Here is a 12,765-nt window from a genome sequence, read left to right on the forward strand (position 1 = left end):
TTGCTGTTGATGCGGTGCATTCTACTGACCTGACGCAATGAGTCAATAAAATTATCAAGCAACCGCGTTCGTTTGCTGGTTTTTACGGCGCTTCGATCAAGGTTCAAGCAGATCGTGTCTCGCGGCGTTCAAATATTGAAACATGGACCAGAAGGTCAGTACGGCGGCGATGTACAACGCCACAACCCCAACGCCTTCAACAATGCGTTCTGGGCGCCACAGCAAAGCAAAAAGCGCCATCATCTGAGCCGTGGTTTTAACCTTCCCTATCCACGACACGGCAACGCTACTTCTCTTACCAATTTCAGCCATCCACTCGCGCAATGCTGAAATGATGATTTCCCGCGCGATCATTGTCGCGGCAGGCAGCGTAATCCACCAGGAGTGATAGTATTCCGCAACTAGCACCAACGCGACAGCCACCATCACTTTATCCGCAACAGGATCGAGGAAGGCACCAAAACGCGTGGTCTGTTTCCAGCGGCGGGCAAGGAAACCATCAAACCAATCCGTAACGGCAGCAAACACGAAAATCAACGCGCAGAGCAGCGGTGCCCAGACGAATGGAAGATAAAACGCCAGCACGAAAAACGGAATAAGAGCAACACGAAACAGGGTAAGCAACGTCGGTATATTAAATTGCATAGCGCTTAGGTAACTATCTGGCTGGAGTGGATACTAAGAGTATGTTGCAACATTGTCCCTAGTGTTTCAATGCATGGAAGATTTTTTCTGCCAATGCATGCGAAATTCCTGGAACATTTGCAATCTCCTCAATACTGGCATTCATCAAAGGTTGCAGCCCTCCCATGTATTTCAACAGGGTTTGACGCCGTTTAGGGCCGACACCTTCGATAAGCTCCAGCGTACTGGTATTTCTTACTTTTGCTCTCTTCTTACGATGTCCGCCAATTGCATGGTCATGCGAATCATCGCGAATATGCTGAATAACGTGCAATGCGGGAGAATCAGGCGGTAGTGCCATGCCCTCGCCCGTCGACTCAAAAAACAGCGTTTCCAGCCCAGCTTTACGATCGCTGCCTTTCGCGACACCAAGTAGCAGAGGCTTGTTTTTATCCCACGATACTTGCAGCGAGTCAAACACGTCCTGAGCCTGGCCGAGCTGCCCTTTTCCGCCATCGATCACAATGACATCCGGTATTTTGCTGTCATCCAGCGCTTTACCATATCGACGTCGGAGGACTTGCGCCATAGCGGCATAATCATCGCCTGGCGTAATGCCACTGATATTATAGCGGCGATATTCCGAACGTAACGGACCATTGGCATCAAATACTACGCAGGATGCCACAGTCTGTTCGCCCATCGTATGACTGATATCAAAACACTCCATCCGATGGATTTCTGGCAACTGCAAAACGTTAGCTAACGCCGCCAGTCGCTGGTGAATGGTGGACTGCTGAGACAGTTTTGTGACCAGCGCCGTCGCAGCATTTGTCCGCGCCAGTTTTAAATAACGCGCACGATCGCCGCGGGGTTTCGTTTGAATCTGTACTTTTCTTCCCGCAACTGCTGTTAGAGACTCCGTCAGCAAATCCTTATCAGGCAAAGTAAAGTCGAGCAGAATTTCTGTAGGAAGCGTTCGGCCTAAGCTTCCCTGTAAATAGAATTGCCCGACAAAAGTCTGCACGACCTCCCCCAATTCCGTACCGCCAGGTACTTTGGGGAAATAGCTCCGGCTGCCAAGCACTTTTCCCTGTCGGATGAAAAGGACATAGACGCAGGCCATGCCAGCATCAAAGGCAACACTGATAACATCCAGATCTTCGCCGTCGCCGGAAACAAATTGTTTTTCCGTCACCCGCCGAACCGCCTGAATCTGATCGCGTATCCGGGCTGCATCTTCAAAATGCAGATCGCGACTGGCCGCTTCCATACGGGAAATGAGTTGATTCAGTACTTGCTGGTCTTTGCCAGACAAAAACAGGCGAACATAATCAACCTGCTGTTGATAATCTTCTTCACTAACCAAGCCACTAACGCAAGGCCCGAGACAGCGACCAATTTGATATTGCAGGCAAGGACGAGAGCGATTGCGATAGACGCTATTTTCACACTGGCGCACCGGAAACAGCTTTTGCAGCAATATTAGCGTTTCACGCACGGCATTCCCGTTGGGAAACGGGCCGAAATATTCGCCCTTCGCATGCTTAGCGCCACGGTGAACAGCCAAACGTGGATGCGCATCACCGCTCAGGAAAATCATGGGATAGGATTTATCATCGCGCAACAAGACGTTATAACGCGGCTGATAAAGCTTGATGTAGTTGTGTTCCAGCAGTAAGGCTTCAGTTTCTGTATGCGTGATCGTGACATCAATATGCTTGATGCTTTTGACTAATGCCTCGGTTTTACGGCTGGCGACATGACTGCGGAAATAGCTGGCAAGTCGTTTTTTTAAGTCTTTTGCCTTACCGACGTAGATGACCGTATTACCGGCATCATACATCCGGTAGACGCCAGGCTGGCTCGTTACCGTTTTTAAAAATGCCGAAGCATCGAAACTCTCACTCACTACTTAACAATGTCTCCGCGGTAAAAAGCCCATGCTTGATAGCCAGATGAGTCAACTCTACATCGCCGTTGATATTCAGCTTGCTGAACATACGGTAGCGATAGCTGTTCACTGTTTTAGGGCTAAGATTAAGCTGATCTGAAATTTCAGTCACTTTCTGCCCCTTCGTTATCATTAGCATAATCTGTAATTCGCGTTCAGACAAACACTCAAGCGGCGCATCCGTCTGCGGCTCCAACTGGCTTAATGCCATCTGTTGAGCAATATCAGAAGCTATGTACCGTTTACCGGCATGTACAGCGCGAATGGCGGAGATCACTTCCTGAGGGGCGGCGGCTTTACTCACATATCCCGCGGCACCGGCCTGCATCACTTTAGCAGGTAACGGATTCTCAGTATAAATAGTGAGCATGATGACTTTTATATCTGGCGTAAAACGTAGGATCTTGCGCGTTGCTTCAAGCCCACCGATGCCCGGCATGCTCATGTCCATCAGAACAACATCTACATCATTGCTTCGGCACCATTTGACAGCATCTTCACCGCAGCATGCCTCACCAACCACTTTCAGACCTTTGATATCGTCAAGAATGCGTCGTATCCCTGCCCGCACCAGTTCATGGTCATCAACAAGAAAAACGCTAATCAAAGAATAATTCTCCAAAAAAGGGAGTAACACTTACATAAAAAGTTGCTTGCAGGTGATACTACGTTGGTTTCAAAAAATAATGAACACAGATTTATATGAATATGTATTTTAAAATATACCGAGAAGGAATAAAGCGCATTCCCGATCATAACAATATATCGTTAACCTGATGGTGTATGTTGATCACATTCTTAACATTTCAAACACGCCACACAGTATAAACACGTCGGTGGCACAAAATGTATAAAAAACAATGCAAATCAAATGGCATGCAATTGGCTTTACATCTTGAATGTCAATAAAAAGTCACTATTGTAATCAATATGTGGTTAGAAATTTTATCATCGTCTGCCACGATATTATACAAATAATATATTCAGTGAAAAACGTCCATAGTGAACATCATATGTATTAAACAAAACACATCTATAGCCTTTACCATCAAAGAACATCCAAAATATAGACGCTATTTAAATAAGTTAAATGCATAAAAAACAGTCACTAAAATGGCTTTATCCGCGAATAATATCAATCCACAATATGCTTTATGTTATACTCTCGTCCATCTGGTTCTGCCTGTCGCGTCAGCGGTAACGCCCGCAGCAGGCGAAGGAAAACATCTTTTTCTTGTTGAGGACAAAACATGAGCAACGCAGATTTTTCTACTGCTGCATCCGCTGAAACACTGGCCCATGAGGTTACCTGCCTGAAGGCTATGGTTACGCTGTTATTAAAAGCAATCGGCCAGGCAGATGCTGGTAAAGTTATCATCAATATGGAAAGATATATTGCTCAATTGGAAGATGCCGAGCAAGCCGCTGTCTTTGATAACACGATTAAACAAATCAAAACCAGCTACCGTAAATAGCACTATTTGCTACACCGCCATCTTAATAATTTGATCTGGCGGTGTAGTGATATTAAGCATTGTCTTCCTGATCTAAAAAATAGAGACGCTCGTCTATTTATTTCCGATACTGATGAGTTTCAAAAGCAGTGCCTCTTCTTTCTTTTTATAACGAGTTAATTCCATCACCAACGCTTTATCCAGGAACTGTTTTCTGGAAAGTGCTTTTCTTTCGTCAACCAGTTCCCTCAGCTCAGTGAAGCATTGATTTATTTTGTACTCTTTTGAACTTTCCGTACAAATTATCTCATGGATTGCCTGGCTCAGTTCAGACAATGAGATAACCGATTTTGGATCCTGGTGACTTTTTTCTATGACAGCCAGTAATTTTTCGAATCCCATATGAACCTCCGAAATCAAGCAGAAACTTGCTTATGGCTAACCAGGAAACTCCAGCTACCTCTAAACGCCGCCCCAGTGGATATGAACACAACCCTGTGCAAGCAACTCGTCACATCATAAACGATGTGTCAACTATTCCATCTGTTAAGCATAGCATCTTCTCGCCACTCTTCAGGACGCATGGGGCACATTCTCGCCATCAAAAGTGATAACGTTCAGCGATATCATCAGACACCCTATGTATCCACATAGCATGACAGCAGAATATCAATAAAACATGATCGAAAAAGTCACGGCTATTAAGCGAGGGGGATTTGTTATGAAAGTGATAAAAATAGAATAGAGCGGGGAAAACCAACGCAGGAAATACGGCTAACGTTAAGGACGGATATAATTAAAAATAAATTAACCAAAGAAAAAAGAAATAATAACAAACTGAAACCAATATCATAACTCATTGAAATTGTTGGTGGGTCGTGCAGGGTTCGAACCTGCGACCAATTGATTAAGAGTCAACTGCTCTACCAACTGAGCTAACGACCCAACGGTGGGGATTATTCTCCTCCCCAGCGTGCCTGTCAAATACTTCATATTAATTTTTTATGCGTAATAATAGGATTGTTAGCGATTGGTAATTTTGTTAACCTGCTCAGCCTATTTATCTCTGCTTCTCATCATTTTATATCCTCTTCATTTTAGGGCGAAAAACATACAGCGTCGTCTTACAGCATTAGCTACCCTCTTTATGCCTGGCTATCTCAGACATCCGCTGTAATAAGTACTGCGGTTGCGCTATCTTATTCGTTTCGATTTTCGTAAACGAGAGCCGCCAAAGAGCTCAAAAAAACATCACAGACAGAAACAGGAAAGTGTACTTACATGGTCGAACAATCAAAAGAAACCGCAGGCCTTGCCTCTGAACAGGGAGAGGGACTGCAACGGAATCTGACTAATCGTCATATTCAGCTCATCGCCATCGGCGGAGCGATCGGTACCGGGCTATTTATGGGCTCGGGCAAAACAATCAGCATGGCGGGTCCTTCGATCATCTTCGTTTATATGATCATTGGTTTTATGCTGTTTTTTGTCATGCGCGCAATGGGAGAACTATTACTCTCCAACCTCAACTATAAATCATTCAGTGATTTCGCTGCTGACCTCCTTGGGCCATGGGCGGGTTTCTTTACCGGCTGGACGTATTGGTTCTGCTGGGTCGTAACCGGGATCGCCGATGTCGTAGCCATTAGTGCCTACTCGCAATTCTGGTTCCCCGATTTATCGCAGTGGGTCTCTTCCCTGCTTTGCGTCCTGCTATTACTGACGCTAAATCTGGCAACAGTGAAGCTGTTTGGCGAGATGGAATTCTGGTTCGCGATGATCAAAATTGTCGCTATCGTTGCGTTAATCGTGGTCGGTGCCGCGCTGGTGATGATGCAATTCTCTTCCCCATCAGGAAACGTCGCCTCCTTTACCAACCTTTGGAATGACGGTGGCATGTTCCCTAAAGGGATAAGCGGATTCTTTGCCGGATTCCAGATCGCCGTATTCGCATTTGTCGGTATCGAGCTGGTTGGTACAACTGCCGCTGAAACGAAAAATCCGAAAGTCGTGCTGCCCCGCGCAATTAACGCCATCCCGATTCGCATCATCATGTTTTATGTTTTTGCGTTAATTATGATTATGTCCGTCACCCCGTGGGGCGCAATTACTGCGGATCGCAGTCCTTTCGTGGAAATGTTCGTACTGGTTGGCCTGCCTGCAGCCGCCAGTATGATCAACTTTGTCGTGCTGACGTCGGCGGCATCCTCGGCTAATAGCGGCGTATTCTCCACCAGCCGCATGCTCTTTGGCCTGGCGAAACAAGGCGATGCACCGAAAAGTTTCGGCGTGCTCTCTAAACGCGCGGTTCCTTCGACTGGATTGATGTTTTCCTGTATTTGTTTGCTTTCGGGCGTGGTGCTGATCTACCTGATTCCGAACGTGATGACGGTCTTTACACTGGTGACCACCGTCTCCGCGATTTTATTCATGTTCATCTGGAGCATCATCCTGTGCTCTTACCTGACATACCGTAAAAAACGCCCTCAGCTACATGCAGAGTCATCCTATAAAATGCCGTTGGGTATTTTCATGTGCTGGATATGTCTGGCCTTTTTCGCTTTTGTTATTGTACTGTTAACATTACAACCAGATACACGGCAGGCGCTTATTGTCACGCCGCTGTGGTTTATTGTTCTGGCTATTGCTTATCAGTTTATTCGTCGGAAAAAGCAGGCTGTTGATGTGAAGTAAAAGGTATAAACGCAAGAAAGGCGCGGACAAACGTCGGCGCCTTCAATTTTTTTCAGCAAAATCACGCATAGCACAAGTCTTCTCTATTATTGGATATAAACAATTCTCAATTGGATATACGAAAATTAATATGCGAACAATTAATGTCGTCACCATTGATATATAAGAAAGTTATTCCCGTAATGAAACGGTTGTGATTCGATTGATGTTTTTTGCCAATAGTTCGAAAGCTAAGTAATTATGTTCATCCTGCCGCTGTGAAGCATCAGCAACGACACCCTCTATCTTTCTATTTAATTCATTGATTTTACTGTCATCAAGTGTTGAAACAATAGCAGAAATCAGCATCTCTAACGATTCAATCTTCGCGTTAAGCGCTTTTTCTCCAACTTCTTTTTCTGCCAGCTTTATTAAAAGATGAGAGAGGATATTATTCATTTGAACTCCTTAATCAAAAAAATAACCGTCATACACCCATGAGGCAACACCTGTTCTTGGTGCACAGGATAGAGAAAACATAACGAAGATTAATGTAACACTGTGAATGGCCTGACCGCTAGTGTCTATTATCATTTTAAGGAAATCATATTCACACAGCGGCAATAAAATGAAGTTGCAGATAAATAAACCAAATAAATAAAAAAACTAAAAAACCATTTTACTTTTAAAAGCAAAAATTCCTGCTTTGAGGAAGATCGATAATGCTATGAGTTGTGATTAGCTTCACAAAAAAATAAGAAAGATCTCCATCTTGATCGAACATCTGACACAAAAATCTAATGAGTAGCCAGCCATCGGGAAATGGCTGGCTCTATGGCTAACGCTTACGCACTCATTGACTGCCGTGCGCCACTCACCGCATCCTTTGCCTGCTCGCACTGTGACAATATCGTCTGTGCATGAGAATAAAGAATTTTCCCCGCCTCGGTGGGCGTCACACCACGCCGACTCCGTACCAGCAGCTGTTTTTCGAGTTCACTCTCCAGCGTCGCGACCTGCTGGCTCAGCGCCGGTTGTGCAATATGCAACAACTCAGCAGCCTGTGTCAGGCTACCGATATCAACGATTTTCACAAAATACTTGAGCCGTCTAAGATTCATGTCTGCCTCCTGAGTAGTTACTCTAAAGAGGTAGCAAAAAGCGCGCCATATTATGTTTCTATGCCTAAGAAAAAGTGATACCTCATTGATAAGCCACAGGTAAAATAAGGAAAAGCAATGATTCTGCTAACCCAAATACCTGATTCTGCCTAGGAATCCCCTCAGCAAGCCCATACCAACCTGCACCATCTTAAAGCACCCCGTGCTATTTTAGGGTGCAAACCCGTCCGCGACTCCGCGTATTTAATTGCTTTCCAGTGCTCAACTTGAGCAATAATTTCAATATGTTGGTTATTAGTTCGGCAATCAAACGCACCAAGCGATAACAGCCTTTGACAACCCGAAACGCTCCCGCTATTATCCATCGCACTTAACCGATTCCTCTGTAGTTCAGTCGGTAGAACGGCGGACTGTTAATCCGTATGTCACTGGTTCGAGTCCAGTCAGAGGAGCCAAATTCTTGTTTTCATGTTTCTTTGCGAATCCCTATATGATTTAGATTCAATAAGTTAATGTGAAAAGTCTTCCCGATGCATTTTCAGTTTACCCTCCGCATCGGGAGAATTTGGTGGTCAGATTTGGGGTCTTTCCGGTTCGATAATGGAGTGACCCGCATATGTCCCTTAATGACACTAAAATCCGCAACTTAAAACCACCTGTTACCCCCATAAAACTATCCGATTCACACGGCCTATATCTTCACGTTAAACCTACTGGCTCGCGTCTCTGGTACTTCAGATATTATTTTTGTGGCAAAGAGACCCGCATAGCGTTGGGCGCTTATCCGTTAATCAGTCTGTCAGAAGCACGCCAGAAACGTGATGAACTCCGCAAACTGCTGGTGCAAAATATCAACCCGGCACAGCAACGTGCAGCTGAGAAGGCGGCTCGTTCTCCTGCAAAGAGTTTCAAGACCGTTGCATTGAGCTGGCATAAAAGCAACCGAACCTGGTCAGAGAATCATGCCGCCCGTCTGCTCGCCAGCATGAATAACCATATCTTCCCGATAATTGGACACCTGCCAGTCACAGAACTGAAAACTCGCCACTTCATCGACCTGCTGAAAGGGATTGAGAAAAAAGGTTTGCTGGAAGTGGCGGCACGAACCCGACAGCATATGTGCAACATCATGCGTCATGCCGTGCATCAGGAGTTGATAGAGCACAATCCGGCGGCAAATTTGGATGGCATTATCGCCCCTCCAGTTAAACGTCACTACCCTGCCCTTCCGCTGGAGCGACTGCCGGAACTGTTGGCTAGCATTGAGGACTACAAGCAAGGACGTGAATTAACCCGCTTGGCAGTCTCACTCACCCTGCACCTGTTCATCCGTTCCAGCGAATTGCGTTTTGCCCGTTGGTCTGAGATCGATTTCAGAAACAAAATCTGGACCATTCCAGCCACCCGCGAAGCCATCCCCGGAGTGCGTTATTCCGGGCGTGGGGCCAAAATGCGCACGCCGCATATCGTTCCCCTCTCCCGTCAATCCGTCGCTATTCTGAAACAGATACGGGAAATTTCCGGGCATCAGGAACTAATATTTCCCGGTGATCATAATCGGTATAAGCCGATGTGCGAAAACACAGTCAACAAGGCGCTGAGGCTGATGGGTTATGACACGAAAGATGAAATCTGCGGTCACGGATTCCGGGCAATGGCCTGTAGCGCCCTAATGGAGTCTGGCCTATGGTCGCAGGATGCCGTTGAACGTCAAATGAGCCATCAGGAACGCAATAGCGTTCGAGCGGCTTACATCCATAAAGCTGAATATCTCGAGGCACGTAAAGCGATGATGCAATGGTGGTCAGATTATTTGGATACCAACCGAGAAGGATATGTTGCGCCATACATTTATGCTCAACAACATAAGACGGCTGGAGCAGCCTGATCGATAATGCATCTAAGAGCAGATCCTGATAACAGGATCTGCTTTTCAGACTGCGAGAAAATCTTGCCTCAGCATTTCACAAAAAATCGAGAAACGTCAGGAAATTACTCAGGCCGGATACAGGAATGAAGGCCTATTGCGGGGTAATCAACAACGTAGAATTAGGGTTACTTTTCTTATAACGATGGTACTGCAAGATTAGCGTTGCGAGATCTTCATCGACAGCATAAAAATAGGCTTCCGGCACATCTAGCACCGCCGCAAAACGGCAAACCAGACCAAAATCCGGCGAACTGATTTCCCTTTCATATTGGCTTACGCGAGAACTCGCTGTCTCTTCATCCAGCCCAGCGAGACAACCGAGCTCGACCTGTTTTAATCCTGCATTCACTCGGGCCAATCTTAATCGTTTACCAATCACGGCATTACCTGCTTCGCAGATTAACATAAGCCGATTATCGCCGTTCCCGTCATGCCTCTCTTGAAGTGGTTCTTCATCCAGTAAATTTAAAATTTATTTTTGGTTATTTTAAGATCAAAAATGAAGATTTAATTTATTTAGAGTAGGAATAATTAAATTTAGGAGGGTAAACGCACAGAGATTGAACACCATGACGCATTAGGGAATCAACCTTACTGAGGTGTGATGAGCAGCGTGGAGTTTGGGTTGGCTTTCTTGAAACGGTGATACTGTAGGATCAAGGTGGCGAGATCGTCATCGACAGCATAGAAATACGCTTCAGGAACATCCAGCACTGTAGCAAACCGAGAAACCAACCCAAAATCTGGCGCACTGACTTCTCTTTCATATTGGCTCACACGAGAGCTTGCCGTTTCCTCATCCAAACCAGCTAGGCAACCAAGCTCTGCCTGCTTTAATCCCTTGTTCACTCGGGCTAGTCTTAATCGCTTACCAATCACGGTGTTATCCACGGCGCTGATCAACATAGACTGATTATCGCTTCTCTCAGTAAGCCCTTCTTGAAGCATTTCTTTCCTAAATAAATTTTATCTTTATTTATGGTTGTTTTTTCACCTATAATAAAGATATAGTTTACTGGAAGAAGTAAAGTTTTAATCCAAGAGGGGGGAAGTATGAACATTGAACAACAGGAACAACGAATGGACTGGCATCCTGCCGATATCATTGCAGCACTGCGTAAACGAAAGACGACGTTAGCAGCCGTATCACGTGAGGCGGGTCTTAGTTCATCAACGCTTGCAAATGCACTAAACCGACCCTGGCCGAAAGGTGAACGACTGATCGCAGACGCACTGGGCATTCCAGCGAGTGAAATCTGGCCGAATCGTTATTTCGATTCACAAGGGCAGCGCATTCCGCGAGAAATTCGTCATAAAAAAAATTAGATCACTTGCTGGGCTTAAGCGCCAACAACTAGGGAAAACAAGCTCTTATCTCAACTCAGTTCAACCGTACCGCATCATCAATTGGTTCGTTAATGACTTAGAACCAATTGATATGCCGTAAATCATGATATTTTCATTCCTTTTTTGATGCGGAGCTTTGGTTGTATTGCTCTGAATAAAATCAGCAACGCACAGAATAAAAATCGACATGAGGAAGTTAGCCCATCTGCTGATAGCATCCTAGTTGGAACATTTTTGTGACGGCCAGCGAAAAGCGATCAATAACATCATCGTTATCCCAACAACCCCTCACTAATCCTATTCCTCATTTTCAGAATCCTATCTATACGTCATGGCTGCATAAGGAAACGTTAGCCACCTATGCAATATATCATTTTCATATAAAGGAGATGAATCATGATAACGAAAAATAGGATATTTAATACCACGAGTGATGAATTTAGCTGGATTACGATACCAGAAGCCATAGTTATCGCGGCTCAGATAAGAAACTCGCTGTTAACAGAAGCTGATATTTATCGCCATGCCTTATACGGAGATATCAACCTTTCGATCTACTTCCAATCTCCAGTGATCTTACGAAGAATCAAAACATCAAATGCTAAGGCAAAGCTTAAGCCTATAGGCAATCATTTGATTAACCAGCTATGCATTCTCGAAAAAAACTGTTTCATCAATAACAGAAACTTAATCGTCACCACCGAGGGTAAATATACTTACCCCACTCGACAAGTGATTGATACAACGCTTATCGGCTATGAATATGTTCTGGTCCAACGTTTATTAGCGAGATCTCTGGGTATTCCACTACCTGTAATCGGAGAAAATCACGTTAACTATGGTCTTACTGTCAATATCGGCGACGATCACTTTCAAATATTTGAGAAAATCAGGTATCGCGAAAGGATAAAACAGCAAATCATGAGACTTCCTAAAAATATCGCATCACATATTACTGAAAAAATCCCATACCAGAAAACAAAGCAGTATAGCCATAGAGAATATTTTCCGATTCATGATTTGCCAAAGGATGCCTGTTTTGTCATCAAACATGCCGAACTTGAGAAATTAATTAACATGCCCGCCAAAAACGATACATCTCCCCCCTCCTCGACACGTATATCCACGCCATTATCCAGACTGTTCTGGCTTGCCTGTAAAAACAATGAAGCTATCAGCCCATTAATCAGGCAACCCTATAAGCTTCTGTCCATCTTTGAACAATGGGCATCAGACGAAGGCATGACCGACCGATTCAGCGGCGATACGTTAAAAACGGCGCTTGAACGTGGTTCACCTACGTCCGCTTAGGCACCCAATTAAAATGACATTACACGCTTCAATCTAAAAACCCGTATTAAGGATTGTGGTGTCCGTAATACGGGCTCTTCAACTTTCACTCCTTTCCTCACTGTGTTTCTTTGTCATCTCCGGGCATATCCCATTTCTGCACTGGAGGTATTTATGACATCGCATCAGTTATTACGCCTGAAACAAGTGGAAGTAAAAACCGGCCTGAAACGCTCGCAAATCTACCTGTACATGAAAGAAGGTGCCTTTCCCTCTTCAATAAAGATTGGACCTGCCAGTGTGGCTTGGCTTGAATCTGAAATTGACGAATGGATTAACTTCAAATTATCTAACCGCTTAACGCGCTGAAGG

The 12,765-nt window shown here is 44.9% G+C and carries 13 protein-coding genes, 2 tRNA genes and 1 pseudogene; 7 read left to right on the top strand and 9 right to left on the bottom strand.

Features of this window, described 5'->3' with window-relative positions; all coding sequences use genetic code 11:
* Positions 1-96 precede the first annotated feature (96 nt).
* From pgsA to uvrY, 3 genes are read right to left on the bottom strand one after another with little or no spacing between them, the layout of a single operon-like run.
* Positions 97-645, bottom strand: coding sequence for a CDP-diacylglycerol--glycerol-3-phosphate 3-phosphatidyltransferase (gene pgsA / locus H4F65_RS05640; protein ID WP_010279374.1), 549 nt, complete (start codon positions 643-645; stop codon positions 97-99).
* Positions 646-703: 58 nt separating this feature from the next.
* Positions 704-2,536, bottom strand: coding sequence for an excinuclease ABC subunit UvrC (uvrC, locus tag H4F65_RS05645; protein ID WP_010279371.1), 1,833 nt, complete (start codon positions 2,534-2,536; stop codon positions 704-706).
* On the bottom strand, positions 2,529-3,185 hold the full coding sequence (gene uvrY, locus H4F65_RS05650) for a UvrY/SirA/GacA family response regulator transcription factor (RefSeq protein ID WP_010279369.1): 657 nt from the start codon (positions 3,183-3,185) through the stop codon (positions 2,529-2,531). Before uvrY ends, uvrC begins: the two co-directional genes overlap by 8 nt.
* A gap of 643 nt (positions 3,186-3,828) precedes the next feature.
* Here uvrY and H4F65_RS05655 point away from each other — a divergent pair.
* Entirely contained in the window at positions 3,829-4,053 is a 225-nt protein-coding gene (locus tag H4F65_RS05655; RefSeq protein ID WP_010279363.1) for a DUF2594 family protein, read from the top strand.
* Positions 4,054-4,146: 93 nt separating this feature from the next.
* Here H4F65_RS05655 and H4F65_RS05660 read toward each other — a convergent pair whose 3' ends face one another.
* Positions 4,147-4,434 carry a basic helix-loop-helix domain-containing protein gene (locus tag H4F65_RS05660; protein ID WP_010279359.1) on the bottom strand — a complete coding sequence of 96 codons (288 nt, stop codon included), beginning with the start codon at positions 4,432-4,434 and terminating at the stop codon, positions 4,147-4,149.
* A gap of 467 nt (positions 4,435-4,901) precedes the next feature.
* Positions 4,902-4,977: transfer RNA gene (locus H4F65_RS05665), tRNA-Lys, on the bottom strand.
* A 336-nt stretch (positions 4,978-5,313) separates the two neighbouring features.
* Here H4F65_RS05665 and cycA point away from each other — a divergent pair.
* Positions 5,314-6,726, top strand: a complete 1,413-nt coding sequence (gene cycA / locus H4F65_RS05670; RefSeq protein ID WP_010279356.1) for a D-serine/D-alanine/glycine transporter — start codon at positions 5,314-5,316, stop codon at positions 6,724-6,726.
* Positions 6,727-6,897: 171 nt separating this feature from the next.
* Here cycA and iraP read toward each other — a convergent pair whose 3' ends face one another.
* Together iraP and H4F65_RS05680 are read right to left on the bottom strand one after the other, a co-directional pair.
* Positions 6,898-7,164: an anti-adapter protein IraP gene (gene iraP / locus H4F65_RS05675; RefSeq protein ID WP_010279353.1), complete on the bottom strand. Its 267-nt coding sequence runs from the start codon at positions 7,162-7,164 to the stop codon at positions 6,898-6,900.
* Positions 7,165-7,556: 392 nt separating this feature from the next.
* A pseudogene (locus tag H4F65_RS05680) lies at positions 7,557-7,826 on the bottom strand (LysR family transcriptional regulator); the annotation flags it as partial.
* Between the two features lie 379 nt (positions 7,827-8,205).
* On the opposite strand from H4F65_RS05680, the gene H4F65_RS05685 reads away from it, so the two are divergent.
* Together H4F65_RS05685 and H4F65_RS05690 are read left to right on the top strand one after the other, a co-directional pair.
* A tRNA-Asn gene (locus H4F65_RS05685) sits at positions 8,206-8,281 on the top strand.
* Positions 8,282-8,442: 161 nt separating this feature from the next.
* Complete coding sequence (locus tag H4F65_RS05690) at positions 8,443-9,714, top strand: tyrosine-type recombinase/integrase (RefSeq protein ID WP_039319747.1); 1,272 nt, start codon at positions 8,443-8,445, stop codon at positions 9,712-9,714.
* Between the two features lie 133 nt (positions 9,715-9,847).
* Here H4F65_RS05690 and H4F65_RS05695 read toward each other — a convergent pair whose 3' ends face one another.
* Positions 9,848-10,162: a helix-turn-helix domain-containing protein gene (locus tag H4F65_RS05695; protein WP_039319744.1), complete on the bottom strand. Its 315-nt coding sequence runs from the start codon at positions 10,160-10,162 to the stop codon at positions 9,848-9,850.
* A gap of 185 nt (positions 10,163-10,347) precedes the next feature.
* Positions 10,348-10,662 (bottom strand): helix-turn-helix domain-containing protein, encoded by a 315-nt coding sequence (locus H4F65_RS05700; RefSeq protein WP_039319862.1) that lies wholly within the window; start codon positions 10,660-10,662, stop codon positions 10,348-10,350.
* Positions 10,663-10,809: 147 nt separating this feature from the next.
* Between H4F65_RS05700 and H4F65_RS05705 the strand changes: the two genes are divergently transcribed.
* From H4F65_RS05705 to H4F65_RS05715, 3 genes are all read left to right on the top strand, one after another.
* Positions 10,810-11,082: a helix-turn-helix domain-containing protein gene (locus H4F65_RS05705; protein WP_010287755.1), complete on the top strand. Its 273-nt coding sequence runs from the start codon at positions 10,810-10,812 to the stop codon at positions 11,080-11,082.
* 417 nt (positions 11,083-11,499) lie between these two features.
* The gene (locus tag H4F65_RS05710; protein WP_159398230.1) at positions 11,500-12,414 is read left to right on the top strand and encodes a hypothetical protein; all 915 of its coding nucleotides are present in this window, start codon (positions 11,500-11,502) and stop codon (positions 12,412-12,414) included.
* A gap of 153 nt (positions 12,415-12,567) precedes the next feature.
* Entirely contained in the window at positions 12,568-12,762 is a 195-nt protein-coding gene (locus H4F65_RS05715) for an AlpA family transcriptional regulator (protein ID WP_025918863.1), read from the top strand.
* Positions 12,763-12,765: the final 3 nt, after the last annotated feature.

Origin of the sequence: Pectobacterium brasiliense (assembly GCF_016950255.1) — a bacterium.
Lineage (GTDB): Bacteria > Pseudomonadota > Gammaproteobacteria > Enterobacterales > Enterobacteriaceae > Pectobacterium > Pectobacterium brasiliense.

Coding starts and splice junctions, on each gene's coding strand:
- H4F65_RS05715 (WP_025918863.1), top strand. CDS start 12,568: ATGACATCGCATCAGTTATTACGCCTGAAACAAGTGGAAGTAAAAACC.
- pgsA (WP_010279374.1), bottom strand. CDS start 645: ATGCAATTTAATATACCGACGTTGCTTACCCTGTTTCGTGTTGCTCTT.
- H4F65_RS05690 (WP_039319747.1), top strand. CDS start 8,443: ATGTCCCTTAATGACACTAAAATCCGCAACTTAAAACCACCTGTTACC.
- cycA (WP_010279356.1), top strand. CDS start 5,314: ATGGTCGAACAATCAAAAGAAACCGCAGGCCTTGCCTCTGAACAGGGA.
- H4F65_RS05705 (WP_010287755.1), top strand. CDS start 10,810: ATGAACATTGAACAACAGGAACAACGAATGGACTGGCATCCTGCCGAT.
- H4F65_RS05710 (WP_159398230.1), top strand. CDS start 11,500: ATGATAACGAAAAATAGGATATTTAATACCACGAGTGATGAATTTAGC.
- H4F65_RS05695 (WP_039319744.1), bottom strand. CDS start 10,162: ATGTTAATCTGCGAAGCAGGTAATGCCGTGATTGGTAAACGATTAAGA.
- iraP (WP_010279353.1), bottom strand. CDS start 7,164: ATGAATAATATCCTCTCTCATCTTTTAATAAAGCTGGCAGAAAAAGAA.
- H4F65_RS05660 (WP_010279359.1), bottom strand. CDS start 4,434: ATGGGATTCGAAAAATTACTGGCTGTCATAGAAAAAAGTCACCAGGAT.
- H4F65_RS05655 (WP_010279363.1), top strand. CDS start 3,829: ATGAGCAACGCAGATTTTTCTACTGCTGCATCCGCTGAAACACTGGCC.
- H4F65_RS05700 (WP_039319862.1), bottom strand. CDS start 10,662: ATGTTGATCAGCGCCGTGGATAACACCGTGATTGGTAAGCGATTAAGA.